This window comes from Nocardia sp. NPDC052566 (genome assembly GCF_044547285.1).
Lineage (GTDB): Bacteria > Actinomycetota > Actinomycetes > Mycobacteriales > Mycobacteriaceae > Nocardia.
Genome location: NZ_JBIUAF010000006.1, coordinates 285,056 through 310,398 on the forward strand (window position 1 = coordinate 285,056; position 25,343 = coordinate 310,398).

Annotated in this window: 28 protein-coding genes and 1 riboswitch; of the genes, 16 read left to right on the forward strand and 12 right to left on the reverse strand. The window is 69.3% G+C overall.

The window, feature by feature from the left end; genetic code table 11:
- Window positions 1–138: 138 nt before the first annotated feature.
- Both ACIG5A_RS31045 and ACIG5A_RS31050 read left to right on the forward strand, forming a co-directional pair.
- Window positions 139–714: a TetR/AcrR family transcriptional regulator gene (locus tag ACIG5A_RS31045; protein WP_397246533.1), complete on the forward strand. Its 576-nt coding sequence runs from the start codon at window positions 139–141 to the stop codon at window positions 712–714.
- Window positions 715–955: 241 nt separating this feature from the next.
- A complete protein-coding gene (locus ACIG5A_RS31050; protein ID WP_397246535.1) occupies window positions 956–1,480 on the forward strand; it encodes a hypothetical protein in 525 nt (174 codons plus the stop codon).
- A gap of 10 nt (window positions 1,481–1,490) precedes the next feature.
- Here the strand turns inward: ACIG5A_RS31050 and ACIG5A_RS31055 are convergent, their stop codons facing one another.
- A complete protein-coding gene (locus ACIG5A_RS31055) occupies window positions 1,491–2,057 on the reverse strand; it encodes a TetR/AcrR family transcriptional regulator (RefSeq protein ID WP_397246537.1) in 567 nt (188 codons plus the stop codon).
- 84 nt (window positions 2,058–2,141) lie between these two features.
- On the opposite strand from ACIG5A_RS31055, the gene ACIG5A_RS31060 reads away from it, so the two are divergent.
- Complete coding sequence (locus tag ACIG5A_RS31060; RefSeq protein ID WP_397246539.1) at window positions 2,142–2,936, forward strand: enoyl-CoA hydratase/isomerase family protein; 795 nt, start codon at window positions 2,142–2,144, stop codon at window positions 2,934–2,936.
- Between the two features lies 1 nt (window position 2,937).
- Here ACIG5A_RS31060 and ACIG5A_RS31065 read toward each other — a convergent pair whose 3' ends face one another.
- Together ACIG5A_RS31065 and ACIG5A_RS31070 are read right to left on the reverse strand one after the other, a co-directional pair.
- Entirely contained in the window at window positions 2,938–4,305 is a 1,368-nt protein-coding gene (locus tag ACIG5A_RS31065) for a purine-cytosine permease family protein (RefSeq protein WP_397246541.1), read from the reverse strand.
- Window positions 4,301–4,415: riboswitch (TPP riboswitch) on the reverse strand. (Overlaps the previous gene by 5 nt.)
- A gap of 35 nt (window positions 4,416–4,450) precedes the next feature.
- Window positions 4,451–5,548 (reverse strand): response regulator transcription factor, encoded by a 1,098-nt coding sequence (locus ACIG5A_RS31070; protein WP_397246543.1) that lies wholly within the window; start codon window positions 5,546–5,548, stop codon window positions 4,451–4,453.
- An 89-nt stretch (window positions 5,549–5,637) separates the two neighbouring features.
- Between ACIG5A_RS31070 and ACIG5A_RS31075 the strand changes: the two genes are divergently transcribed.
- The 6 genes from ACIG5A_RS31075 to ACIG5A_RS31100 all read left to right on the forward strand — a co-directional run bounded on the left by ACIG5A_RS31075 (window position 5,638) and on the right by ACIG5A_RS31100 (window position 10,220).
- Entirely contained in the window at window positions 5,638–7,011 is a 1,374-nt protein-coding gene (locus tag ACIG5A_RS31075) for an FAD-binding oxidoreductase (RefSeq protein ID WP_397246545.1), read from the forward strand.
- A complete protein-coding gene (locus tag ACIG5A_RS31080; protein ID WP_397246547.1) occupies window positions 7,008–7,175 on the forward strand; it encodes a hypothetical protein in 168 nt (55 codons plus the stop codon). Before ACIG5A_RS31075 ends, ACIG5A_RS31080 begins: the two co-directional genes overlap by 4 nt.
- A gap of 192 nt (window positions 7,176–7,367) precedes the next feature.
- On the forward strand, window positions 7,368–8,033 hold the full coding sequence (locus ACIG5A_RS31085) for a C40 family peptidase (RefSeq protein ID WP_397246549.1): 666 nt from the start codon (window positions 7,368–7,370) through the stop codon (window positions 8,031–8,033).
- 60 nt (window positions 8,034–8,093) lie between these two features.
- Window positions 8,094–8,717 (forward strand): GPP34 family phosphoprotein, encoded by a 624-nt coding sequence (locus ACIG5A_RS31090; RefSeq protein ID WP_397246551.1) that lies wholly within the window; start codon window positions 8,094–8,096, stop codon window positions 8,715–8,717.
- 69 nt (window positions 8,718–8,786) lie between these two features.
- Complete coding sequence (locus ACIG5A_RS31095) at window positions 8,787–9,653, forward strand: metallophosphoesterase (RefSeq protein ID WP_397246553.1); 867 nt, start codon at window positions 8,787–8,789, stop codon at window positions 9,651–9,653.
- 336 nt (window positions 9,654–9,989) lie between these two features.
- Window positions 9,990–10,220, forward strand: a complete 231-nt coding sequence (locus tag ACIG5A_RS31100; RefSeq protein ID WP_397246555.1) for a hypothetical protein — start codon at window positions 9,990–9,992, stop codon at window positions 10,218–10,220.
- A 24-nt stretch (window positions 10,221–10,244) separates the two neighbouring features.
- On the opposite strand, the gene ACIG5A_RS31105 is transcribed toward ACIG5A_RS31100, so the two are convergent.
- Window positions 10,245–10,958 carry a TetR/AcrR family transcriptional regulator gene (locus tag ACIG5A_RS31105; protein WP_397246557.1) on the reverse strand — a complete coding sequence of 238 codons (714 nt, stop codon included), beginning with the start codon at window positions 10,956–10,958 and terminating at the stop codon, window positions 10,245–10,247.
- Window positions 10,959–11,043: 85 nt separating this feature from the next.
- On the opposite strand from ACIG5A_RS31105, the gene ACIG5A_RS31110 reads away from it, so the two are divergent.
- On the forward strand, window positions 11,044–12,642 hold the full coding sequence (locus tag ACIG5A_RS31110) for an FAD-dependent monooxygenase (protein WP_397246559.1): 1,599 nt from the start codon (window positions 11,044–11,046) through the stop codon (window positions 12,640–12,642).
- Window positions 12,643–12,743: 101 nt separating this feature from the next.
- Window positions 12,744–13,082 (forward strand): hypothetical protein, encoded by a 339-nt coding sequence (locus tag ACIG5A_RS31115; RefSeq protein ID WP_397246561.1) that lies wholly within the window; start codon window positions 12,744–12,746, stop codon window positions 13,080–13,082.
- Window positions 13,083–13,139: 57 nt separating this feature from the next.
- Here ACIG5A_RS31115 and ACIG5A_RS31120 read toward each other — a convergent pair whose 3' ends face one another.
- A complete protein-coding gene (locus ACIG5A_RS31120; protein WP_397246563.1) occupies window positions 13,140–13,307 on the reverse strand; it encodes a hypothetical protein in 168 nt (55 codons plus the stop codon).
- On the opposite strand from ACIG5A_RS31120, the gene ACIG5A_RS31125 reads away from it, so the two are divergent.
- Entirely contained in the window at window positions 13,306–14,058 is a 753-nt protein-coding gene (locus ACIG5A_RS31125) for an alpha/beta fold hydrolase (RefSeq protein ID WP_397246565.1), read from the forward strand. The genes ACIG5A_RS31120 and ACIG5A_RS31125 overlap by 2 nt on opposite strands.
- On the opposite strand, the gene ACIG5A_RS31130 is transcribed toward ACIG5A_RS31125, so the two are convergent.
- From ACIG5A_RS31130 to ACIG5A_RS31145, 4 genes are all read right to left on the reverse strand, one after another.
- Window positions 14,055–14,606 (reverse strand): hypothetical protein, encoded by a 552-nt coding sequence (locus ACIG5A_RS31130; protein WP_397246567.1) that lies wholly within the window; start codon window positions 14,604–14,606, stop codon window positions 14,055–14,057. The genes ACIG5A_RS31125 and ACIG5A_RS31130 overlap by 4 nt on opposite strands.
- Window positions 14,607–14,782: 176 nt before the next feature.
- The gene (locus ACIG5A_RS31135) at window positions 14,783–15,409 is read right to left on the reverse strand and encodes a DUF305 domain-containing protein (protein ID WP_397246569.1); all 627 of its coding nucleotides are present in this window, start codon (window positions 15,407–15,409) and stop codon (window positions 14,783–14,785) included.
- Window positions 15,410–15,490: 81 nt separating this feature from the next.
- Window positions 15,491–15,919: a DUF6153 family protein gene (locus ACIG5A_RS31140; protein WP_397246571.1), complete on the reverse strand. Its 429-nt coding sequence runs from the start codon at window positions 15,917–15,919 to the stop codon at window positions 15,491–15,493.
- A gap of 59 nt (window positions 15,920–15,978) precedes the next feature.
- Window positions 15,979–16,548: a hypothetical protein gene (locus ACIG5A_RS31145; protein WP_397246573.1), complete on the reverse strand. Its 570-nt coding sequence runs from the start codon at window positions 16,546–16,548 to the stop codon at window positions 15,979–15,981.
- Window positions 16,549–16,666: 118 nt separating this feature from the next.
- Here ACIG5A_RS31145 and ACIG5A_RS31150 point away from each other — a divergent pair, with 118 nt between their 5' ends.
- The 3 genes from ACIG5A_RS31150 (at window position 16,667) to ACIG5A_RS31160 (ending at window position 19,502) form a co-directional block, all read left to right on the forward strand.
- On the forward strand, window positions 16,667–17,236 hold the full coding sequence (locus tag ACIG5A_RS31150) for a hypothetical protein (protein ID WP_397246575.1): 570 nt from the start codon (window positions 16,667–16,669) through the stop codon (window positions 17,234–17,236).
- A gap of 118 nt (window positions 17,237–17,354) precedes the next feature.
- The gene (locus ACIG5A_RS31155) at window positions 17,355–18,503 is read left to right on the forward strand and encodes a class I SAM-dependent methyltransferase (RefSeq protein ID WP_397246577.1); all 1,149 of its coding nucleotides are present in this window, start codon (window positions 17,355–17,357) and stop codon (window positions 18,501–18,503) included.
- A gap of 135 nt (window positions 18,504–18,638) precedes the next feature.
- Entirely contained in the window at window positions 18,639–19,502 is an 864-nt protein-coding gene (locus ACIG5A_RS31160; protein ID WP_397246579.1) for a Bax inhibitor-1/YccA family protein, read from the forward strand.
- A gap of 81 nt (window positions 19,503–19,583) precedes the next feature.
- On the opposite strand, the gene ACIG5A_RS31165 is transcribed toward ACIG5A_RS31160, so the two are convergent.
- Entirely contained in the window at window positions 19,584–19,931 is a 348-nt protein-coding gene (locus tag ACIG5A_RS31165; RefSeq protein ID WP_397246581.1) for a DoxX family protein, read from the reverse strand.
- 213 nt (window positions 19,932–20,144) lie between these two features.
- Between ACIG5A_RS31165 and ACIG5A_RS31170 the strand changes: the two genes are divergently transcribed.
- Window positions 20,145–23,045 (forward strand): BTAD domain-containing putative transcriptional regulator, encoded by a 2,901-nt coding sequence (locus ACIG5A_RS31170; protein ID WP_397246583.1) that lies wholly within the window; start codon window positions 20,145–20,147, stop codon window positions 23,043–23,045.
- Between the two features lie 142 nt (window positions 23,046–23,187).
- On the opposite strand, the gene ACIG5A_RS31175 is transcribed toward ACIG5A_RS31170, so the two are convergent.
- Together ACIG5A_RS31175 and ACIG5A_RS31180 are read right to left on the reverse strand one after the other, a co-directional pair.
- Window positions 23,188–24,408 carry an acetyl-CoA C-acetyltransferase gene (locus ACIG5A_RS31175; RefSeq protein ID WP_397246585.1) on the reverse strand — a complete coding sequence of 407 codons (1,221 nt, stop codon included), beginning with the start codon at window positions 24,406–24,408 and terminating at the stop codon, window positions 23,188–23,190.
- A gap of 38 nt (window positions 24,409–24,446) precedes the next feature.
- Entirely contained in the window at window positions 24,447–25,325 is an 879-nt protein-coding gene (locus ACIG5A_RS31180; RefSeq protein WP_397246587.1) for an SGNH/GDSL hydrolase family protein, read from the reverse strand.
- Window positions 25,326–25,343: the final 18 nt, after the last annotated feature.

Sequence of the window (25,343 nt, forward strand, 5' to 3'; positions counted from 1 at the left end):
CTGTTCGTCGTGACACGCCGGGCCGGGGTGGCCGCATCTCGTACGGCGTCGCGGTCGCGTCGGGGGTCGCAGCCAAAACCGTACAGTGCTCGGGTTTCGATGGCAAGGAGGACTCGCCGGGCGTCCTACACTTGCGCGGTGGGAAAACGGGGACCCTATGGCAAGGGCATCGAACGACGGGAGCAGATTCTCGACGCCGCGCTGCGCATCATCGCCGAGCGCGGCTACCTGGCGACCTCGGTCGCCGAGCTGGCCGAGGCGGTCGGTCTCAGCCAGAGCGGCCTGCTGCACTACTTCGGCTCGAAGGAAGAGTTGTTCGTCGCGGTGCTGCGCAAACGCGACGAATCCGATGCGGGGTCGCTGAGCGGCACGGCCGCCGAGGCGTTCATCGAGGTCATCCGCCGCAATACGACCGTTCCCGGCCTGATCGAGCTGTTCACCCATATGCTCGCCGACGCGGCGGACCCGAGGCACCCGGCCCACGAGTACATGCTGGAGCGCTACCGCATCGGCACCGAGGGGTTCGCGCGGGTCCTGTGCGAGGAACAGGCCGCCGGTGAGCTGCCCGCGCATATCGACCCCCATGCCGCCGCCGTCAGCTTCTTCGCGCTCGCGGACGGCCTGCAGGCCAGGTGGCTGATCGATCCCGGTATCGATATGGCGGCACACCTCGAGCGGTGGTGGCGGCACTACATCGGCCAAGTCGGGCAATAGCAACGGCGAATCGGGCATTTGACCGCGATGGCGTGGGAAGATGTGCAATGTTGTTACTTCGCAACGGCTTTGAGACGGTAGTCCCCGGGGCCCTTGCATAGGCACCGGTAAGGGGGTGCGGCGAGTCATGTCGGCGTCGAACGCGCACGTTACCGGCGGCCGCCTCGTTGCGCGCCGTCGGCGGGTTCCACTGTGGCCGGGAATGATTGTGCCCCAACGGGAGCAGCGGCATCGACACGCGATGCGCGTGCACCGGGCGCCGCGCCACCCCTGGCTGGTCGGCTCGGTCGCGCTCGGCGGCTCACTGGCGGCGGTGGCGGTGGTGCTCGTCTACACCTCCGCCGCGATGACCCCGCGCCAATCGGCGGCGGCGATGGATCCGGTGCTCGGCGGCGGACCCGGTTGCGAGGCAATGCGAACCGGGCAGTTGGTTCGCGGCAACGGCACCGGCTCGACCGCCTCGGGCCCCGAGGTGATCCTGGCGTTCCAGCACGCCTACTACGTGGCCAGGTCGGGCACCTCGGCGCGGGCGCTCACCGCGCCGGACGCCGCGGTGCCGCCCGCCGAGGTGATCGATAAGGGCATCACCTCGATCCCGGCGGGCACCCAGCATTGCGTGATGATCACCCCGATGCTGGACGGCCGTTTCGACGTGGTGATCAGCGAGATGCGCCCGGACGCCGCGGCACGCACCTATCGCCAATTCGTCACGGTCGCCGACCGGGACGGCGCGGTACTGATCACCAGGATCGCCGCGCCGTCCTGACGGTCGGCGCTCACCCGGTGCGCTGCGCCTCGATCAACCGATCGAGCTGAGTGCGGCAATCGTGTAGCGGCGCAACGGATCCGATGGCGCGCGCGTGCAATACCGCGCCCTCGATCGCCGTGACAACGAATCCGCCGAGCGAGCGGGCGGCCGATGGCGTGATCCCCGCCCGCTCGAACACCTCCGTGTAGGCCGCGGTCCAGCCGTCGAACGCGTCGCGAGTGGCGGCGCGCAATGCGTCGGTGCCACCGTCGACGGTGGCGGCGGCCACCGGGCAGCCCAGCTGGAAGTCGCTGTCGGTCAGCGCCTTCTCCCAGCCGCGCAGTGCCGCCGCGACGAGCTCGCGCGGATCGGTGTCGTCGCGTGCCGCCAGGATCGCCGCGGCGCCCCGCGCGCCCGCGATCTGGGTGGCGACCGCGATCAGCTCATCCTTGCCGCCTGGGAAATGCTGGTAGATGGACTGGCGTGCGGTGGAGCTCTGCTCGAGCAGTTCGCTGAGCCCGGTGCCGTGCACGCCCCGCCGTTGCACGAGCCGGATCGCGGTATCGATCAGCCGCTCGCGTGGTCCGGGTGTCATCCGACTTTCTCCTTGAATAGAACGATCAGTCTATGCTACACAGGGGGGAGTAGACCGAACGATCTATCCCACGGAGGTACGGCGATGACCACCAGCACGCATCCGGTGACGATCCAGCGACAGGCCGGTGGCTGGGCCACCCTGCGCATCGACAACCCGCCGATCAACCTGCTCGACCAGCACGTCTACCGCGGCTTGGCGGACGCGCTCGGAGAACTCGAGGCCGACCCGGAAACGCGCGTCGTCGTCCTCGAATCGGCGGATCCCGACTTCTTCGCGGCGCACTTCGACGTCGACCTGCCGCCCGAGGTCCTGCCCGAGGTGTCCGCGACTTACCCGCGGATCATCCAGCTGCTGCAGTCACCCCGGCTGGTGAGCATCGCGAAGATCCGTGGTCGTGCCCGCGGCGGCGGGCATGAGCTCACCCTGCTGTGCGATATGCGATTCGCCGCCAGGAACGCCACGGTCCTCGGGCAGCCGGAGATCACGGTCGGTCTGATCCCAGGCGGTGGCGCGCTGCAATTGCTTCCCGGTTTGATCGGACGCGGCCGCGCCCTCGAATTGATCCTGAGCGGGCGCAATACCGACGGCGCCACCGCCGAACTGTTCGGCGTGGTGAACCGCGCGCTACCGGATGACGAGCTCGACGACTATGTCGACGGCCTGGCCGCGCGGATCGCGAGCCACTCCGGCGCCGCGCTGGTCGCGGCCAAGGCGGCCGTCAACCGGCGCAATCTGCCCGACCCGGCCGACTTCGCCACGGACAGTGTGGATTTCGTCACCCTGCTCACTTCCGCGGAGGCGCGCGCGATGATCGACGCCGGCCTCGCGGCGGGCTTGCAGACGCGGGGCCCCCTCGAATACCACCTCGGCGATTGAGTTAAGCCGATTTACGCAGCGTGGCAACACGTCCGACGAGCCATGCCACCACAGCGGCGGCGAGGAAGGACAGCAGGGAGGCCGACATCCACGCCTGCTTCGTGAAGTGCAGCCGCTCTTGGACATTCACCCAGAACTCGGTCCACACGCCCGCGTCGCCCGGATTGATGAGCTGGTAGACCGAGAGCCCGGCCAGCCAAGCGAAGACCATGCCCCAGCGCGGCGGCGCGTCCTCGGCGGTATTCCAATCGCCCTTGGCGCGCAGGAAGAAATCGGCGACGAGCACGCCGAGCAGCGGTACGAACACCGAGCCGATCAGGCCGAGGAAGCCGAAGTAGTTCTCCATATTCAACAGCAGCGCGAGCACCGTGATCAGCGTGCCGAGGCCGATCGACAGGATGCGCCGGTCGACCCGTGGCACCAGATTCTGGATCGATACGGCGGTCGAGTAGACGTTGGCGAACGACTGGTCGGCCTCGCGGAACACCAGGATGAAGAAGAACAGCGCGCCGAGGGTCACCTGGAGGAACGGTCCGTAGGTACCGCTGCCGGTCGCCAGCGCCAGCGCGAACAGGCCGAGCACGTAGGCGATGATCTGGGTGACCGCGTACGCGCCGCTCGCCGCGCCGAATGCCGTTGCGCTGCTGCGGGAATGGCGGGTGTAGTCGGCCGCGACCGGCACCCAGGAGATGGATACGGCCAGTGCCGCGTCGGTGGCGATCCAGAACAGATTCCAGTCGACGCCGAACGGCCCGTCGCCCTCGGGGCCGGGATTGGTGGTCAGGTCGGGGATGCCCGCACGGAAGAACTGGATATAGAACCAGATCAGCGCGATCACCACGCCGACCGTGACGAACCGGCGCAGCATCCGGACCGAGCCGAGCGGCCAGATGGTCAGCACCGTGGTGAGCACACCGGCGATCACCACGTACAGCCAGCGCGGCCCACCGCCGAACAGCTCCTCGGCCGCACTGCCGATGACGATCAATTCGAAAGTGCCCCAGCCGATCAGCTGCGCGATATTGAGCACGGTCGGCAGGTAGCTCAGCTTCGCGCCGAACAGCCCGCGCAGCAGCACCATCGCCGGCTTGCCGGTCTTCGCGCCAGGCACCGCCGCCAAGCCGAGCATGAGTCCGCCGACGATGGTTCCGATGATCATCGCGAGGATGCCCGCGGCGATCGAGATCTGCGCGGCGCCTTCGGTATTCGGGGCGAGCACGGTGTAGGCGCCGGAGAATGCGAACAGGCTGACACCGAGGTTCGCCCAGAATGCGCTCTGATCCCAGAAGGAAAGGACCTTCGGTGCGGGTTCGTCGAGGGTGAGCGGCGCCTCGTGCCGCTCGGCGTCTGCCACGGATGATGCGGACATGGTCTGGCTCGCTCCCTACGCCGGCATTACCCGGACAGGTTCATGCGGTCGGCGAAGCGTTGGGTCCGCCCTCTCAGCCAGGCCATGCCCGAGCTCCCGCGAGTGGGGTTCATTCGGGCGAATAGTACACAGGCGTGGCGCGCGGTCAGCGCAGGAACCAGCCGGTGCCGCCGACCGGCACCTCGTCCTGGATGCGCGGCATGTGCTGGTCGAAGAACAATTTCGCGGTCAGCTCGGCGCGGCTGCGCACCCCGACCTTGCCGAACAGCCGCTTGATGTGGTCGTCCACCGTATGCGTGGAAAGGGCGAGCATGCGGGCGATCTCGGTGCGCGAATGGCCGCGCGCGAGCAGGCCGACCACCTCGCGTTCGCGCGCGGTCAGCCGGTAGCTGTCGGCGACGAGCGCGGCGATCTCGACCGGTCGCGTCGCCTCGATGATGATCGAGATCTGCTCGGCGGGCCCGGCCAGCCGCTCGGCGTGCATGGTCACCCAGCGGCCCGCCCTGGTGCGGATCCGGCTGCGGGCCGGGCCCGGCCGCGACCACGCCTGGTTGGCCAGGTTCAGCACGCAGTACGGCAGGCCGCGGCGCTGGTCGACGTCGTCGTCCACCCGATCCAGCCAGTGCGCGGCGGCGGTCGTCGTGCTGATCCGGTCGAAGTCGGGGTCGAGCAGCAGCAGGCCGGGTCCCTCGACATGTTCGTCGGCGGCGATCTCGGTGAGCACCATCTCCCGGCGGATCGCGTCCGCGACGCCCGCCGTCGCGCCGCTGATCAGCGCCGCGTCGGCATCGGAGAAGTCGGGCGCGTCCGCGCTGCGGAACAGTATGAGCGCGCCCCACACATGGGCGTTGGTGCTGAACAGCACCCGCATCTCGCGGGTGAAGCCGGTCGGCACCAGAATTTCCTGGTAGTGCGCGCTGCGCGCGGGATCTCCGCCGGTGGCGGTGCTCAGCGTGACCGCGCGCTCGGCGCCGCGGGCCAGCGTCGGCAGCGCGAGCGCGTCCTCGCCGCCCGCCTCGATCGCCATGAACCTCGGCATGTAGTCCAGCGCGAGGCCTTCGCGGTGGAAGCCGCCGGTGGGCAGGACGGACGCCGGATCGATGGTCAGCACGCACCATGCGTCGAACGGCACGGCCGCGCGCACCGTCTCGGCGACCGCCCGCTGCAGCGCGACCGCGCCGGAGGTGGTCCGGCAGGCATGTGCGACGCGGGCGGTCAACGCGTCCAGCGATCTCCCCGGCATGCTCCCCAGTATCGCGCGCCGGACCACGCGGCGAATCCCCCCGGAATCGGGGATCGCCGCGGCTCGCCCGCCGGATCAGGCTGAATCGCATGACGAGCGATACCGCCGGGCTCACCGGCTTCAGCGGAACCATGATCCGCCCGGAGGATCCGGAATACCATGCGGCGCGGCGGCTGTGGAACGGCGCGATCGACCGGTATCCGGCCTTCATCGCGCGCTGCCTGACCGCCGAGGACGTCGCGCTGGCCGTGCGCTTCGGGGTGCGCCACGATCTGACCATCGCGGTGCGCGGCGGCGGGCACAGCTTCCCCGGGCTTTCGATGTGCGAGGGCGGACTGGTCATCGATCTGAGCGGGATGCGCTCGATCGAGATCGATGCCGAAGCCCGCCGCGCCGAGGTCGGGGCCGGCGTGCTGTGGCGGGAACTCGACGCGGCGGCGGAGGCGTACGGCCTCGCGGTGCCCGGCGGCGAGGTCTCCCATACCGGCGTCGCCGGGCTGACACTCGGCGGTGGCGTCGGCTGGCTGTCCCGCCGCTACGGCCTCACCTGTGACAATCTGGTCGCCGCGCAACTGGTCACGGCCGACGGCGAGATACTCGAGGTCACCGAGGACGGCGCGCCCGAGCTGCTGTGGGGATTGCGCGGCGGCGGCGGCAATTTCGGCGTGGTCACCCGATTCACCCTGCGGCTCAACCCGATTCCGGTGCCGATGTACGCGGGCACGGTGCTGTATCCGCTGTCCGCCGCGCCGCTGTCGGTGTTCTTCGATATCGCGCGCGACGCACCCGATGAGCTCGGACTCAATGCCGCCCTGATCACCGCGCCGCCCGCGCCTTTCGTGCCGCCGGCGTTCCATGGGGCGCCGGTGATCGCGCTGGCCGCCTGCTATCTCGGTGACCTCGCGGCGGGCGAGGCGATGGTGCGCCCGTTGCGCGGGGTGGGCGCACCCATCGTCGACGCCTTCGGGCCGATGCCGTACACCGCGCTGCAGGCGATGGTCGACGATTCCGCGACGCCGGGCCTGCCCGCCTACGCGCGCTCGGAATGGCTGGGCCCGCTGGACGATTCCGCCGCCACCGCCCTGGTCGAGGCGGCAGGACGGATGACATCGCCGATGTCGCAGGTGCTGGTGCGGATCACCGGTGGCGCGATCGCCCGAGTGCCCGCCGAGGACACCGCGTTCCGGTTCCGCGACGCCGCCGCCATCCTCACCATCGCGGCGCGCTGGCCGGATCCCGCCGATGCCGGTGCCGCGCACCACGACTGGACCAGGACCACCTGGGAGTCGTTGCGCCCGTGGTCGGCGGGCGGTGGCTACATCAACCACCTGTGCGACGAGGGACCTGGCCGCGTGCGCGAGGCATACGGCGAACCGGCATGGCAGCGCCTGGTCGCGCTGAAGCGGAAGTTCGACCCGGACAACGTCTTCCACCTGAACCAGAACATCCCGCCGGAACGATGATGATCATCATCGCGGCCATCGCCGGTGGCCCCGCCATGTCGGCCACGCCGCACCCACCGCTCACCGACCGTGCCGACCGCGGCACCGGCACCGGCGAACGGCGGCCCCACGAGAACCTTGCACTCGATGCAACAACCCGAAACCGGCCGATCGAAAATCCGTAAACACCGCCCAAATGGCGATATTCAAAATGTAGTTATTGTTTCGTTATCACCGAATGGCGTGTTGCACTCCCTGCATATTGACATTTCATGAAATATGGCTCGTTGGATTTGTTGGACTGCTGAATCACCGTGATGTTTCGAACTATTCGAGCGGCTCAGGCCGCTGAATGAGAGCATCGGAGGTCGTATTCAATGGCATTCCTGCGGGCGTTTCTGCGAAGAAACATCTGGCGCATCGTCGTCGGCGCGGCACTCGCGGTCGGCGCGGGTGCGCTGATGGCACTGGCTGCGGGGCAGGCCTCCGCACAGCAGGTGACCGTGCCAGGCATCGGGACCTTCGAACTCCCGGGCGGACTCTCGATCCCCGCCGGCATCCCCGGCATCGAACTACCCGCTGTCACCAATGTTCCCGGCCTCGTGCCGGTGGCGCCGGTGGAGATTCCCGGCGACGAACTTCCCGTCCTCGTCGATATTCCGCGTGGCGCGCCGCCCGCGCACACCGCGCCGCCGCGCGATTCGGTCGGCCGGTCCGCGGCCGATGCCGCGCTGTCGCGGGTCGGTGCGGGCTACAGCTCGGGCGCCGTCGGCCCCGACGCTTTCGACTGCTCGGGCCTGGTGCAGTGGTCGTATCAGCAGGCGGGCCGCGATGTTCCGCGCACCAGCTACGAGCAGCTGGACACCGGGACACCGGTCGGCGCGGACGAACTGCAGCCCGGCGATCTCGTCTCCTTCTACGGTGGCGGCCATTCGGCCATCTACGTCGGCGACGGCGAGGTCGTGCACGCCTCGACCGACGGCGCGGGCGTCATGGTCTCGCCGATGTCGTCCATGCCGTTCGCGGGCGCACGCCGGTTCTGATCGGACCGCTGGCCGAAACGACACGCGGATCGTCGTGCCGCCGATCGGCACACTGGAGGGATGACCGAAAGCTCGCTACCTGCCGATGTGTATCTGCTCGGTTGTGACATGGACAAGCGTCGACTGCGCGGTCGCTGGCGCGTCGGTATCGTCCTGCGCGCGGCCGCGCTCGTGGAATTGGTCTCGCGTGACAAGCTCGGTGATGATTCCGGACGGGTCACGGTCACCGATTCCGGTCCGACCGGTGACGCGTTTCTCGATACGGTCCTCGGCGAGATCGCGGCGCGCCCCGGTAAACGCTGGCGGTATTGGATTCGCCGCCACGACAGCGCCGCGGTACGGATGATCCAGGATGAGCTGGTGCTGGATAAGGCGATTCGGGTCACGCCGCGCCGCATCCGCGCCGACGAGGTCAGCGTGGTCGACACCGGCCGGGTGAAACGCCTGCGCAAGAACGTCACCGGGCTGCTCGACGGCGGCCGCCCCGCCGACCCTGCCGAGGGTGTGCTTGCCGCACTCGTCGCCGCGGGGGAGCTCGGCGGTATCGCGGGCAGCCGCAGGCGCCGCGCGGCCATGGGCAGGCTGCCGGAGTTGACGGCGCGTAATCCCAAGCTGGACACGGTGATCCGCGGTCTGGACAAAACGCGCCGCGACAAGATGTCCGCGGCCTACGGCGGCTTCTGATCTTGCCGCCCGGTCTCGTCAGGTAGAAATGCGGATGCGGGGCGGCCCGGTGGGTGCCACCATGGAGTGGTGGGGAGAATTCTGGTAGCGGGCGATATCCACGGTGTGACGAGTCATGCGGTGACATTGCTCGGGATCGCGCGAAAGCAAGAATGCGCACGGGTATTCGTACTCGGCGATTTCGGGGCCTGGGAGCATATGCGCGACGGGCGGCACTACTTCGATGTCGTCGATCGGGCGGCGCGGCGCCAGCAACTGATCGTCTATTTTCTCGACGGCAACCACGACAAGTCCTCGCTGGTGCGCGAACTGTACGGCGAGCACCTCGACGACGAGGGTTTCCTGGTGTGCCGCAAGAATATCCGCTACGCACCGCGCGGGCATCGGTGGACCTGGGATGGCACCCGGTTCGCCGCGTTCGGCGGCGCGTATTCGGTGGACAAGCCGTGGCGGCTGGCGATGGAGGCGCTGCGCGAGCGGAAAGCGGAGCGGCGCAGGGTATTCGGGTCGTCACGGCGGCCCGCGACGACGGAGTCGCTGTGGTTTCCGGAGGAGCAGATGACCGATGAGGAGTTCGACGCGCTGCTGGCCGCCGACGAGTCCCCGGTCGAAGTGCTGCTCAGCCACGACAAGCCGCGGGCGTCGGCCCCGGCGTTGAATCGCAAGACCGCGCCGGAGTGCCTGCCCAATCAGGACCGGATCCAGCGCGCCGTGCACACCCTGCGGCCGCAGGTGCTGCTGCACGGGCATCTGCACTACCGCTACACCGACGTGATCGACCGCGGCGACGGCGGGCTGACCAGGGTCGAAGGGCTCGGCGCGGATCCGGATACCGCGCCGCAGCCCGGCTACGACCGCGCCGACTCCTGGCTGGTGCTGCCGCTGCCGTACCAGCACGATGCGGTCGGCGAGGAGCTCGCGAGCCGCGCCGGCTGACGAGTCCGCATCACTGTCGCGTCATCGATGCGTCACCACCTGGGAAAACGCCGTTCTCGGGCGATATCGGGCGGCCCGTTCGGTCGCTTACATTCGGTGGGTCCGAATGAGCGGGCCGCACACGCGCCTCCCTGAGTGTGGCGGCAGGCCATTCGCACTTCGGTGCCCCCCGCACCGGAACGAGAGCGGGAAGTCCGTGCGCACCGGACTTTCCGCTTTTTCGTGTTCGCATGCCGTTGCGGTTGACGGCGGTGAGATGTCCGTGAAGGCTCGGTGAGATTTCCGGAACGGAGCATCGTTTCCGTGCCGTTCCGAGCACACGACGAGGGAGACAATATGACGAGCACTGTGCGTAAGGCAGCGACTCTGGCGTTCGCGGTAGCGAGCTTCGCGGTCATCGGCGCGGGTATGGCGACCGCGGCGCCCGGCGACCCCAACGAGCCCATCGGGCCGTTCGAGGCGCTGAGTACCTGTCAGCACGAGGGCAATGTGCGGGTGGTGAACGACGGCTGGAACGACTACGAGTGCACCGGCGCGGCCCCCGAGTGGTTCCTCTACCGCCGGTGACGCACGACGCGCGGGATCTCGGTCCTACCCGAGATCCCGTGCGCGCGCCGCGATTCCGTCGAGTACACAGGCCAGCCCGAAGTCGAAGCGCTGGTCGGCATCGATGTCCTCGGCGTCGAGCACGCGGCGATTGATCTGGGGAAACTCGTTGCTGGCGATGACTTCCCGAATGTAGGGCCCCATGGACGCGCGCCATTCGTCCTTGGTGAGCCCGGTGCGCCGATGTGCTCGCTCCTCCGCCAATTGCAGGGTGACGGCGCCGAATACGTAGGCGTGCACCGTGCCGACGATGGTCGTCGCGCGGGTGATGTCGGCGGTGAGCCCGGCCGCCGCGGTGAGCGCGATATCTTGCAGGCGTAGCGAATTCGCGCCGAGCTGCGGCCTGCCGGTGAGCTCGGCGCCGAGCCACGGATGCCGGATCAGCGTGGCGCGCAGGTGCTGTGCGACGGCGGTCAGATCGGCGCGCCAATCTCCCGACACCGCAGGGGGCTCTCCCTCGCCGTTCACCGCGTCGATCATCAGATCCAGGAGATCGTCCCGGCTTTCGATGTAGCGGTACAGCGACGCGGTGCCGGATTCGAGCGCGGTGGCCACCCTGCGCATCGATACCGCCTCGGGCCCTTCGCTGTCGGCGAGCCCGATCGCGGTGCGCACGATCGTCGCCACGCTCGGCGCCTGACGCCGTGGCGTGCGCTGCTCCTTGCTCCACACCGGGGCATTCCTGGCCGGTTTCGGCATCCGACACCTCCTTCGCGACGCATATCCTAAAGTATGGCTACAGTGTATCCGTAACGGTAACACTGTAGCCATAACGGGAGTTGTCATGTCCGAGACCAGAGTTCCTGTCCTGATCGCCGGTGGCGGGTCGGTGGGGTTGTTCGCCGCGTTGTGCCTGGCAAGCCATGGCGTCGAGGCGCTGGTGGTGGAGGAGCAGCCGGGGCCGTCCATACATCCGCGCGCCACCGGACTCGGTCCGCGCACACTCGAATTCCTGCGTCAGCTCGGGCTGGTCGCCGCGGTGGACGCGGTGGCCGTCGACATGTCCGACCGAGGACTCGGCAAGATCGTGACCGAGACACTCGCGGCGCTCGACCTGTCCGGCGTGCCCGACCAAACGCCCGTCCGCGACGTGTGGGGCCTGGACCGGATCACGCCGACGGCGATTCGCGGCACCTGCCCGCAGCATCGGCTCGACGCGGTGCTCGCACCCGCCGCGCGCGAGCGCGGCGCCACCCTCCGCTTCGGCGCCAGGCTGGTGTCGTTCGAGCAGGATGCCGCCGGTGTCACCGCGCTGCTCGACGACGGAAGTACGGTCCGCGCCGACTATCTGGTCGCGGCCGACGGCGTGCGCAGCGCCACGCGTGACGCGCTCGGCATCGGCGCCACCGGGCCGGGCGGGCTGGGCATTCCGAAGATCAACATCCTGTTCCGCGCCGATCTGCGGCCGTACACGGGCGGGCGCCAGTTCGTCACCTGCAACATCACCACCCCGGCGGCGCCCGGCATGCTCGTCACCGTCGACGGTGCGCTGGAATGGGTATTCCACACCGACTACCACCCGGACCGCGGGCAATCCCCGGCCGACTTCACCGAGGAGCGCTGCCTCGCGTTGATCCGCGCCGCCGTCGGCGATCCCGGCCTCGAGGCGCAGATCCTCAGCCAGTTGCCGTGGCGGCCACGGGGATCGGTGGCCGACCGGTTCCAGGACGGCCGGGTGTTCCTGGTCGGTGATGCCGCGCACGCGGTGTCGCCGATCGGCGCCTTCGGCCTGAACACCGGCGTCGCCGACGCGCACAACCTGGCCTGGAAACTCGCCGCGGTGCTGCACGGGCAGGCCGGGCCCGCGCTGCTGGACACGTATGCGGCCGAACGGCGGCCGGTGGCGCTCGACACGCTCGAGCAAGCGTTGCTGCGGTTCCGGAATCCGCGGCTGCACTGGGATTCCAGCCCCGAGACGGTCGCGGCGCGCGCGGCGGCGGGCGGCAGGAACGCGCCCGTGGTGCACCTGGGTTATCGCTACGACTCCGCCGCAGTGATCGACCCGCAACCCGCGCTGCCCTCCACCGAGGATGCCGAACTCTGCATGGACGGCGCCGCCGGATCCCGGCTGCCGCATCACTGGATTCGCGACAGGGTGTCCACCCTCGATCTGGTCGACACGCATTTCACCCTGTTGACCGGTTCGGCGGGCGCGGCGTGGCTGCGGGCGGCCAAGGAGGCCGCGGCGGAACTCGATATCCCCCTTGACGCCTTCGAGCTGGATGAATGGCCCGCCCGCGTCGCGCTCGGTCCGGCGGGCGCGCTGCTCGTGCGGCCCGATCAGATGATCGCCTGGCGGGCAACGGAGCCCGGCGCGGATCCGGCCGCGGAACTCGTCTCGGTGCTCACCCGCGTACTGGCTCGCGACGGGCGCAGGCGGTAACCGTACCGATGGCAACCCGCCAGTTTCGCAGCGGCGGAATAGGGCACCCCGTTGTCATCGAGGATCGGGGCACCCACCGATCCGGAACGTGAGGTTGCACCATGACTGCGGAAGGGCCCTGGGAAATTCCACCGCTCGACGACGCGCCGGATATCGCCCGCGATACTGGGGCGCAACCAGGAGAGGCGTTGGCGGACACCAGGAATTGGGCGGGTTTCGCCCTACTGCTGATCGGCGCGCTGATCGGTATCGGCGCGGTCGGAGCGGCAGGATGGGGCTTGTCACCCGTCGCGATGGTCGGCTCGATCATCGCCTGCGCCGCGCTCGCGGCAGGCGCGGCGCTCATTCTGCTCGAAAGTCGGCGCCGCAGAACCCGATACGCCCCGCCGTCGGATGGGCCGCCGCCGGCCTGGCAGGCATACGTTCCGCCCAACGCCTGAGGCACCGGACCGGCCGGCGAGTGCGACGACCGTCGCCGCGGCGGGCGGCGCGCGGATCTACCCGCGCGGCCGCTCCGCCGCGGCGCGGTCACCGGCGAGCGCCTCGTTCGGGGCGATTCGGGCGTACGCTGCGACAAGAATGACTATCCGCGCGACACCGGTATCGCGGCAGGCGGCGGTCGGCCACTGACCGGCGCCACGCGGGAGCAGCAGAGGTTCCGTCATGGCCGAATCGAATCTTCGCCTGCACGTGCACAGTTGGGGCGCCGGGCCGCCGGTTGTCCTGGTGCACGGCGCGATTCTCGGTGGGCGTGCGGCCTGGCGGGCGCAGCGCCCGCTCACCGACCGCTGGACCCTGCTCGCGCCGGACCGGCCGGGCCACGGCCGATCACCGTGGGCCAGGCAGGATTTCGAGACAGAGGCCGCGCTGATCGCGGATCAGCTGCTGGATCGGCCGGCGCACCTGGTCGGCCTGTCCTATGGTGCGATCGTCTCGATGTACGCCGCGGCGCTGCGGCCCGAGAACATTCGCTCGCTCACCATCGTCGAACCGCCCGCGTTCGGCGTCGCGCGCGGGAACCCGGAGGTCGACGCGGCGAGCAAGGCGACCCGCGCCATCATCGAGGATGTCGACGCCGCCCCCGGGCAGGCGCTGCGCGCCTTCTTCCCGGTCGCGGGCGTGCAAGTGCCCCTTGCGGATCCGATACCGGAGGTGCTGATCGACGGCATGCGGCAGCTACAGGGCGCGCGACCGCCGGATGAGGCACAGCCGCCCCTGACGGCGTTGCGCGCGGCCGGATTTCCGATCCTGGTGATCTCGGGCGGGCATCAGGCCTACCACGAGATCATCTGCGACGTCATCGCCGAAGAGACCGGCGCCGAACGCCGGGTATGCGCGGGCATGGCGCACCTGGTGCCGGATACCGGCGCGCCGTTCAACCAGTTGCTCACCGAACTGTTCGAGCGGGCGCGCTAACGGCTGCCGTGGCCCTGGCAGGCGGAGATGGCGGCGTCCTTGGTGGCGTTGAATTTATCGATGGCGGCATTGAGCGTGTCGGTGTTCGCACCGCGGTCGAGGGTGTCGGCCAGTGCGTTGGTGTCGTCGCGGTAGGTCCTCAGCGCGCTCGCGACGCTCGTGAGCACTTCCTTGGTGACCTTCTGGTCGACCTGGCGCGCGTTGTCACGCAGGGTGCCGACCGCGGTACCGGCCTTGGCCTTGGTGTCGGGGTCGGCCGTGCCTTTGCTGTTGCTCGCCTCGATGTACTCGTTGAACGACTTCACCGAGCTGCCGTTCGCGGCGTAGAAGGCGTCGCAGGCGGCTCCGGTCACCTTCTCCGCGGCGGCGGCGCGGGAGGAGGAGGCCGCCACCGAGGAGGAGGTCACCTCCGACGCGTAGGCGGCGAGATCGGTCTGGTTCACCTCGGCGGTACCGCTGACCTGCCGGGAGCAGGCGCCGATCAGCAGGATCCCGGTCGCCGTCGCCGCCGCGGCAGCGACCAATCCGGCACGTTCCAGTCGTCGCATCGTCGGTCCTATCTCCCCGTGGTGCCCGGCCGCGCACCTTCAGCCTGAGAAAGCCGGACATTCCGACCGTACAAGCTGCACGCGGCGCCGTCAGCTCGGCATGCCGATTTCGATGGTCAATCGGTATCGGACGCGCCGGGCCGGGAGCGGGCGCCCCCGGCCCGGCGCGTGTCGGCTCAGCTCTGGGCGAGCATGCCGCGCATGGTGTCGATCTCCTTCTGCTGATCGGCGATCACGTTGGTCGCCAGCGCCTTCGATTCGGCGTTGACGCCGCCGGCGAGTTCGGTCTTCGCCATATCGATCGCGCCGGTGTGGTGCTCGATCATCAATGTCAGCCACTGCCGGTCGAATTCGGCGCCGGTGGCGGCCTGCAGCGCGGACATCTGCTCCCCGCTCATCATGCCCGGCATGGCATGCCCACCGTGTCCTGCGGCGGCGGGCGCGGGCTTGCCGAAGCTCTGCAGCAGCGTGGTGATCTGCTGCATCTCCGGCGTCTGCGCCTGCTCCACCGCCGTGGCGAGCGCGAGCAGCCGCGGGTTCTGGCTGCGGGACGGCACCAGCTTCGCCATCTCGACGGCCTGTGCGTGATGCGGATACATCTGCTGCAGGAAGGTCACGTCGGCGTCGTTGAAATCGGTGCGCGCGGCGGGTGCGGCCGACGGGCTCGCCGCACTCGACGAGGCGCTGTGGTTCATGCCCGGCATCGTGCCGTCTTTGTCGTTGCTACATCCCGCGGTGAACAGCGCCGCCGCGGCGGCGCCTGCGATCGCGACGGCCTTGATTCGGGCAGGGGTGATGAACATGGTTGGGCTCCTTGCGAATTGCGAATGTTTTCGGGCAGGCGAAACCGCGACCGCACGGTGGCGCGTTCGCGGCCTGACCTGTCAGATCCGCAGAATCGACAATTCGGCAAGGGTGGGCATGGTCCAGGGCGGCGGACGCGCGCGCCGCGGACGCCAGTGGCGTGGCAGTGACACCCCGCCGCCGGGGCGATCGATGGCCAGCCAGGACAGCAGCACCAGCCCGATGGCGAGCGCGAACACCGACAGGATGAAGACACAGCCGTGTATCCCGCTGTGCCCACCGCAGCCCGCGCCGCCGCAATCCGGGTCCGCCGCTGGGCTTTCCGTGCCCGGCATCGCCGCGCCAGGCATGGTCATGCCCTCGTGTGCGCTGGTCCGCGCGTGCGCGGTCTCGTGCGAGGCGAGGCCGAAGACCCCGACATGCATGGCTACGACGCCCGCCAGCAGGACGAGCACGCCGAGCAGCCGGGTGAGCCCGGATGCGCGCGTCGCTGCCTGCTGGTCGATCACGCGGCCAGTCTATCGGCGGCCCATCGCGGCGGCGCTGATACCCCCTGGCCGTATCGATATCAGGGGTGGTCGATATCGATGACCAGGCGGGTCGGCTGGGTGAGCGCGGTGACCGAGAATGCGGGCTTGTCGGCGTTCACGCCGATGAACGACTGGGTGGTGCCCTCGAATACCAAGGTCCGATAGACGCCGGTGATTCCGGGCGCGGCCGGATTGACCGCGGGATCGGGCCCGGCATACGGGGTCACATTGCTGTCGAACGGATAGGCCGAGCCGAGGATCTGGACCTCGAGGATCGAGCGGCCCGCCACATCGATCTGCTTGCCGCTGCCGTCCTGAATCGCGCGGTCGGCGTACTGGACCCGCCAGCCCGGCGCGCCGACGCCGCCGAGTTCGTAGACCACCCGGTCGAAGCCGGGGTGGTGGCCGATCCGGATATCGGTGACGGTGAGCGCCGCGTCCTTGCTCGGTGCACCCTGCTTGAGCTGGGCGTCACTCGGCCGCGTCCCCGGCGCGTCGGAGGGCGCGCTCGTCTTCGCGGCCGAGGTATCCGGGCCGGATCCGCCGTCGCCGCAGCCGGCGAGCAGTGCCGCGACGGCGGCGATGGTCAGCACCATCCTGTTACGCATGGGGCAGATGTTACTAAGCGATGGCCCGACCTTCGGTGAACCGAACACGGGCGTGGTGCGTGGTTGTTCTGTGTGCCGCGTGCGGGAGGCGCGGCATCGGACACGGGAGTTCGCGAGAATGAAGCCGGGGACGGGTTTTGCCGGGGTGTGGGTGTGCGGCGTTGTCATGCTGTGCTGCGCGTGTGAGGTCGGTGCGAGCGGCCCGACGCCGGTGTCGACGCTGCCGTCGGCAACGGGCTGGCACCAGCCGGTCGCGCGGCCCGCGAAAACCCAAGGCTGGCTGCGGGTTTACCGCGGCTCGGTGCCGGTGGACCAGACCCACGCGGTGCAGTTGACGGCGATCGGCGATCCCGCTGTCGGACAGCATGTTTCGGCGGCGCTCGGCCGCTCGCTGTATCGGTTCGACGGCGACGGCGTGAGCCCGCCCGCGTCGACCTGTGTCGGCGAGTGTGCCGGGAAGTGGCCGGGGCTGCTCGTGCGCCGCGATCAGGTGGTGTACGCGGCGGGCGTCGATCCACAGCTCGTCGGATACACCCAACGACCGGACGGCGCATATCAAGTCACCATCGGCGGCAGGCCGGTGTACTACTTCGCCGAGGATCGGAAGGCAGGTGATGTGCGGGGGCACGGCATCGACAACATGTGGTTCGCGGTATCGCCCTCGGGTGCGAAGGCCATGGCTGGCTAGTCGGTAAACCGTTGTGCCGCAGGACCTCCCGACAGCAGCGGGGTCTGCCGAGCGGTTCGGATGGCCGATTTACCGGGCCAGTTGCAAGGTTTCGGCAACGATCTAGCACACTTGATGGGTGGGCGATATCGAGGACGTACTCGGCAGGCTGCGGCGGTATCCGGATGTGGAGGCACTGAACCTCTACGCCGTGGACGCCGCCGATCGGCTGATCCTCGAAACCGCCGCCGACGCGCTGGCGGCCGTGGATAGCGGAAAGGTAGCCGTCGTCGGGGACAGTTACGGCGCGCTCACGCTCGGCGCCGTCGCCGGGCACGACCTGCGCGATATCCGCGTCCATCAGGATTTGCTGACCGGTGAGCTCGCGCTGGCCAACAACGCGCGCATGCTCGGCCTCGCCGACCGCTACACCGCCCACCCGCTCGGTGCCACGCTGCTCGACGGCGTGCGGGTGGTGCTGCTGCGGCTGCCGCGCGCGCTCGCCGGGCTCACCGAGGTGGCCGATGCCATCGCCCGCTACGCCGACCCCGACGTCGAGGTGATCGCGGGCGGTCGCGACAAGTATCTGACCAAGTCGATGAACGATGTGCTCGCCCAATCGTTTTCCGAGGTGCGGGCCAGCCGCGGCAGGCAGAAGTCGCGCACCCTGCTGGTCGAGGGGCCGAAACCGGTTGGCGATCCGCCGTTTCCGGTGCGCGATCACATCGACGATCTCGATATCGATGTGGTCGCGCACGGCGCCGCGTTCTCCGGTGCCCGCCTCGACATCGGCACCCGATTCCTGTTGCAGCATCTGAAGTTCATGAAGCCCGACGCCCGCGAGGCCATCGATCTGGGTTGCGGCACCGGCATTCTCGCCGTCTCGCTGGCCAAGGCGCGCCCGCGCGTCCGGGTGGTCGGCACCGACCAGTCGGCGGCGGCGGTGGCCTCGGCGCGGGCGACCGTCGCGGCCAACGATCTCGCCGACCGGGTGAGCGTGGTGCGCGACGACGCCATGTCCTCGGCGGCGGACAACAGCGCCGATCTGGTGATGTGCAATCCGCCGTTCCACGTCGGCGCCGCGGTGCACACCGGCTCGGCGATCAAGATGTTCGGCGAGGCGGGGCGGGTCCTTCGCCCCGGCGGTGAGCTGTGGATCGTCTACAACTCGCACCTGAACTATCGCGGTGTGGTCGAACGCATGGTCGGGCGCACCGAGGTGATCGCCCGCAACCGCAAGTTCACCGTCACCCGCTCGGTCCGTGGATTACACGATCCGCAGCGGTAGAGTCCGGTTTGTCCGTCTTTGTGACGCACTCGGCTATCGCCGGGGAACTCACCAGGGTGGACGAACGTTGGACACAGCAGTTGGATATCGAGCAAGGCTCGACGGACAGCCGCAACGACCAGAAAGGGACGTCTCGTGCGTACCACAAGCAATCCGGTTTTCAGGAACCTGCCGAGGCAGGAAGGCGGTGGCTACGCCAATTTCGGTTCGGGGGTGACCGGCGCGGGCCAGATGGGCCAGCAGTTCGGTAACCAGTACGGCCAGTACCCGAACCAGTACCAGCAGCCCTATCAGCAGGCGCCCGCCACCAGGTCGATGACCATCGACGACGTGGTGACCAAGACGGCCATCACGCTCGGCGTGCTCGCCATCTCGGCGATCATCTCCTACGGCCTGTCCAATGCGAACACCTCGCTCGCCCCGCTGTTCGTCGTCGGCGGCGGCCTGATCGGCCTCGTGCTCGTCCTGGTCGCGACCTTCGCCAGGAAGATGGACAACCCGGTCATCGTGCTGTCCTACGCGGTGTTCGAGGGCCTGTTCGTCGGCGCGCTGTCGTTCATGTTCACCGATATCAGCTTCGGCGGTGTCGGCGGCAGCGCGATGATCGCGCAGGCGGTGCTCGGCACCTTCGGCGTCTTCGCGGGCATGCTCGTGGTCTACAAGACCGGTGCGATCCGCGTCACCCCGCGCTTCACCCGGATGGTCGTCGGCGCCATGATCGGCGTGCTCGTCCTCGTGGTCGGCAACCTGATCGCCAGCTTCTTCATCTCCGGCGGCCTCGGCCTGCGTGACGGCGGCCCGCTGGCCATCGTCTTCAGCCTGGTGGTCATCGCGATCGCGGCGTTCAGCTTCCTGCTCGACTTCGACGCCGCCGATCAGTTGATCCGCGCGCAGGCGCCGGAGAAGGCGGCCTGGGGTGTCGCGCTCGGCCTGACCGTCACCCTGGTCTGGCTGTACGTCGAGATCCTCCGCCTGCTGAGCTACTTCAACAACGACTAGCGCCAGCCGGACGAAACGGCTCCCCATCCACCAGGATGGGGAGCCGTTTCTCGTTCGCGGCGGACCGGCCCGCCACCGTGCTCAGGCGGCGATCCCGAGACCGGTGGCGACGATGACCGGGACCATGTACAGCAGCGGGAAGGGGATGCTGCCGTACGCCTTCGCCTTGATGTTGGTGATGATGGCGCCCGCGAAGTAGAGCACGATGCCGACCGCGGCGGCGTAGCCGAGCACCGGAATCCAGATGCCGACGATGAGGCCGATGGCGCCGGCCGACTTGGCCAGGCCGAGCCAGGTCCACCACGACTCGGGCACGCCGTATTCGATCAGCGGATCGACGACGAACTTGGCCCGGCGCAGCAGTGAGAAACCCGAGAAGCCGACCCAGAGCGCGGCGAGGACGGTGACGATGAGGTAGGCGGTGTGCATGGCGGTGGCTCCCTGAGTAGCTGATTCAACTGGTCGTTTGCCGAGAAGACGGAACCCGGGCGGGCTCTGTGACATCTGCGAGCTGAATCAGCATCTCGCCGCCGATTAATACATGGGCGATGCGCGTGCGATGCGCGATACATGGATGCGAAAGCCCAGGTTGGGTACATTCGCGAGGCCGGTCCACCGGCGATCGATCGAATGGGGCGTGACATGGGTGTGTGGTTCGCGGTGCTCGGCCCCGTCGAGATCGCTGTCGATGGCCGGGTGTTGGCTGCGCCGCCGCGGCAGCGCGCGCTGCTGGCCAGGCTACTGATCGATGCCGGGCGCGTGCACAGCCTCGAGCGACTGATCGAGGAGATCTGGGGACTGGATCGGCCGGCCACCGCGCGGGCGCAGATCCACGCCGCGCTGACCGGGGTGCGCCACGTGCTGCGCGAGGCGGGCGCGGAGCAGGTGCTGCGCACCGAGACCGGCGGCTATGTGGCCCAGATCGCGGCCGGACAGTTCGATCTCGGCGAATTCACCCGGCGCGCCGCCGCCGGGCGCGACCTCGCGGCATCGGATCCGCATGCCGCGATCGCGGAACTGCGTGCCGCGCTCGGCCTGTGGCGCGGGCAGGCGCTGGCCGATCTGGAGTCCGCCTATGTGCCCGATATGCGGGCCGGACTCGACGACAGGCGCCTCGCCACGGTGGAGGAGCTGATGGAGCTCGAGCTGTCGCTCGGTGCGCACGAACGGCTGCTCGACGAACTGCTCGCCCTGGTGGCCGCGAATCCGCTGCGCGAGAAGCTGTCCGGTCAATTGATGCTCGCGCTGCATCGGGCAGGCCGTCAGACCGACGCGCTGGCCACCGCGCGAGATTTTCGCGTCAGGCTGGCCGAGGAACAGGGGCTGGAGCCACGTGCCGCGTTCAGCGAACTGGAACAGGCTGTGCTGCGCGATGACTCGCGCTTGCGGCTGCCCGAGGCCGCGGCGGTCGCGCAGATCCCGACGGTCGCGCAGACCACGGCCCCTGCGGCGCGGCGCGCGAACTTCCTGCCGTACGACCTGCCCGACTTCGCCGGGCGGGACGGTGAATTGGCGCGCCTGGCGGGGGAGTGCGCGGCGGCCGACGAGCCGATCTCGGCCATCGACGGCATGGCGGGCAGCGGCAAGACGACGCTGGCCGTGCGGGTCGCGCACCTGCTCGCCGACCGCTACCCCGACGGGCAGCTGTTCATCGATCTGCAAGGCCATACCGCGGGACACGCACCGGTCGAGGCGGCGGCCGCGCTGGAGATCCTGTTGCGGCAGTTGGGGATCGCGGTCGAGGACATCCCGGCGGCCGCGGCCGATCGCGGCGCGCTCTGGCGGGCCGAGCTGGGGCGGCGCCGGGTGATCGTGGTGCTGGACAACGCGATCGATGCCGCGCAGGTGCGGCCGCTACTGCCGGCGCCCGCGCCGAGCAGTCGCGTATTGGTCACCAGCAGAAGGCGTCTGGTCGATCTGGACGCGGTACGCGCGCTCTCGGTGGAGCCGCTGCCCGCGCGGGAGGCGATGCGGCTGTTCGCCTCGATCGTCGGGGAGCGGGCGGCCGCGGCGGACATCGCGGTGCTGGATGTGGTGCAGCTGTGCGGGTTTCTGCCGCTAGCGGTCCGGATCGCGGGTGCGCGGCTGGTGCATCGGCCGCGGTGGACGGTCGAGTATCTGGCGGGGCGGTTGCGCGACGAGCGCCGCAGGCTCGCCGAACTCTCGCTCGGCGTGCGCGGCGTCGCCGCCGCGTTCGCGCTGTCCTACGAACAGCTCGACCCCGATCAGCGGCGCATGTTCCGTTGTCTCGGTACCCATCCCGGCCGCGATATCGATCCGCACGCGGCCGCGGCGCTCGCCGCGATGCCGCTCGAGCGCGCCGAGGAACTGCTCGAGGAACTGCTCGACGGACACGTCGTCCTGCAGCGCGAGCCTGGGCGCTACACGCTGCACGATCTGCTGCGCGAATACGCGCGTGACCTGGCCGCCGCCGAGGACACCCTGGATTCCCGCGCCGCGGCGAGTATCCGCCTGCTCGACTACTACTTGCATTCGATGCGCGCCGCCGTCGAGCTGCAGTCGTATTGCGTCGGCTTCCAGCAGCGGGAGGTGCCTGCACCGGCCGTGGCGCCGATGTCTTTCGCCGATGCGGCCGATGCGGCGGGCTGGCTCGACGCGGAGTACGAGAATCTGCTCGCGGCATTGGGTTTCGCGGCGGAGCACGGGCAGCATGCGCATGCCCGTGACCTTGCCAACGCTCTGCGTCCCTATTTCGACCTGCAGTTCAGGCATGTCGATGCCATCGACGCGTACACCGTCGAGCTGCACGCCGCCCAGGCGCTGACCGACCGTGACGGTGAGGCGGCCGCGCTGATCAACCTCGGCTGGGTCGGCTGGCGCCAAGGCGATTTCGAGCGCGCCACCGGATATTCGCAACGGGCGCTGGATATTTCCCGCGAAACCGGTAGCGGCCTGTTCGAGGCGCGTGCGCTCAACACGCTCGGCAACGTGGCGCGCCGCCGCCGCGACTACGGCCTGGCCGAGCGCTACCTGCTGCGCTCGCTCGAGCTGGCCCGTGCGGCGGGCACCCGATTCGGCGAGGCGAACGTGCTCGGCAACCTCGGTGCGGTGCTGGCCGCGATGGGCAGGGACGACGAGGCCTGCGCCCACCTCGATCAGGCACTGGCCTTGCAGCGCGAATCCGGTACCCGGTTCGGTGAGGTGATGGCCCTGCAGCAGCTGGGACTGGTCAGCCTGCGCCGCAACGAGTTCGACCGTTCCCGCGCGTGCTACACCCAGGCCGTGGACCTGTGCCGGGTGCTGCGCAATCGCGGCGACGAGGCGGTCGCGCGCAACGGTCTCGGCGCCGCCGCGCGCGGCGCCGGTGAGCTCACCGAGGCGCTCGCCGAGCACACCGCCGCGCTGGCGCTGGCGACCGAGGCGGGCCATCGACTCGAACAGGCGAAGGCGCACGAAGGACTGGCCCGCACCCACCGCGATCTCGGCGCGCCCGACCTCGCCCGCCCGCACGCGGAGGCGGCGCGGCGTTACTACGAGCAACTCGGCCTCGATGCGCCGAACGGCTCTCTACCCGTGGAATAGAGAGCCGTTCAACTGATTTCGTGAGCACATGGGTAACTCGCCGGGGACGAGCTAACCCGGCCACCGCCCTACCGCCGGCCGCCGACGCGACTGTTGTGGCACCTCGGTCTGGCCTGAATACGCGGAGAGGCGGGAGAGCACCTCAGCTCAGGCGCTCGATGACCATCGCCATGCCCTGGCCACCGCCGACGCACATGGTTTCCACACCGAACTGCTTGTCGTAGGTCTGCAGGTTGTTGAGCAGCGTGGTGGTGATGCGCGCGCCGGTCATGCCGAACGGGTGGCCGAGCGCGATGGCGCCGCCGGACACGTTCAGCTTGTCCTCGTCGATCTTCAGCTCGCGGGCCGAGCCGAGCACCTGCACCGCGAACGCCTCGTTGATCTCGAACAGGTCGATATCGCCGATCGTCTTGCCCGCCAGTGCCAGCGCGCGCTTGACCGCCTCGATCGGGCCGAGGCCCATGATCTCCGGCGACAGGCCGGACACACCGGTGGACACGATGCGGGCCAGCGGGGTCAGGCCGAGTTCCTTGGCCTTGGTGTCGCTCATGATGACCAGCGCGGCCGCGCCGTCGTTGAGCGGACAGCAGTTGCCCGCGGTGACGGTGCCGTCGGGGCGGAACACCGGGCGCAGCTGGCTGACCGCCTCGTAGGTGACTCCGGCGCGCGGGCCGTCGTCCTTGGACACCACGGTGCCGTCGGGCAGCGTGATCGGGGTGATCTCCCGCTCGAAGAAGCCGTTCTTGATGGCCTCCTCCGCGCGGTTCTGCGAGCGCACGCCCCAGTGGTCCTGCTCCTCGCGGGTGATGCCGGTGAACGAGGCGACGTTCTCGGCGGTCTGGCCCATCGCGATGTAGGCGTCCGGGATCAGGCCGTCTTCGCGCGGGTCGTGCCAGACGCCCGCGCCGCCCTGCGCCGCGGCCGCGGTGCGCGCCTGCGCATCGGCGAACAGCGGGTTCTGGGTGTCGGGCCAGCTGTCGGCGGAGCCGTTCTTGTAGCGCGACACGGTCTCCACACCGGCGGAGATGAACACATCGCCCTCGCCGGCCTTGATCGCGTGGAACGCCATCCTGGTCGACTGCAGCGAGGACGCGCAGTAGCGGTGCACGGTGGTGCCCGGCACGAAGTCGTAACCGAGCTGGACCGCGACGATGCGGGCGATGTTGAAGCCCTGCTCGCCGCCGGGCGAACCGCAGCCGAGGATCAGGTCGTCGATCTGGGCCGGGTCCAGGGCAGGCACCTTGTCGAGCGCCGCGCGCACGATCTGCGTGGTCAGATCGTCGGGCCGCATATCGACCAGCGAGCCTTTGGCGGCTCGGCCGATCGGGGAGCGCGCGGTCGAAACGATGACGGCCTCGGGCATGAGGACTCCTTGTGTCGGAAGGATCTTGCGAACCGTTGTTACCGGTGGGTTCGTACCGAATCTACGTCGCGTCCCGGTGCGCGGGAAGGCAGGGTGGCCTCGATCAGTACCGGAAGCAGATGCGCCGCGGCGAGCTGATACCCGGCCGCCGAGGGATGGAAACCGTCCTCGGCGAAGAGCAGTTCCGGTGTAGCGCGGAACTCCGGCGCGAGCAGATCGCCCATCGGCACCGGTATACCGCCCGCGACGGTGGTCGCCACCGCCTGCGCCTTGGCGAGGCGGACGCTCCAGTTGTGCACGACGGTGCGCAGCGGCTGCGGAATCGCGGTGACGGTACCGAGATTCGGGCAGGTGCCGACCACGACGACGCTGTCGGCGCGGCGCAATCGGGCCACCGCCGCGGCGAGCCTGCGCGCGGAGGCGCGGACCGAATGCTTCTTGGTGATGTCGTTGGCGCCGATGAAGATCACCGCCGCATCCGGCGGCGGGCCCGCCACGAACACGGCGTCGACCTGCCCGGCCAGCCCCTTCGAGGTGGCTCCGGATATCGCCTTGGTGCTCAATCGGATTCGCTGCCCCGTGGCCTCGGCCAGCCCGCGCGCGATGCGCACGCCGGGCACCTCCTCGGCGGAGGTACACCCGACACCAGCGGCGGTGGAGTCACCGAAGATCATCAGGTGCAGATCGGCATGCAGGCCGGTGCGCCACGGCTGCGGCGCCTCACAGCCCGCCGTGTAGATGCCATCGGCCTCAGGCGGTTTCGAGGTATCGCGCCCGATGACCCCGCGCGCCGCACCCGCCTGTGCCATCAGCCATCGATAGGCGGCCCACCCGGCGGCACCGCCGCCGGATCCGGCCAACACCGTCGCGGCGCTGGTCACCGCCGCCGTCCGCCAACCAACCCGAACTCCGCCCATGCCCAGGGATTTTACGGA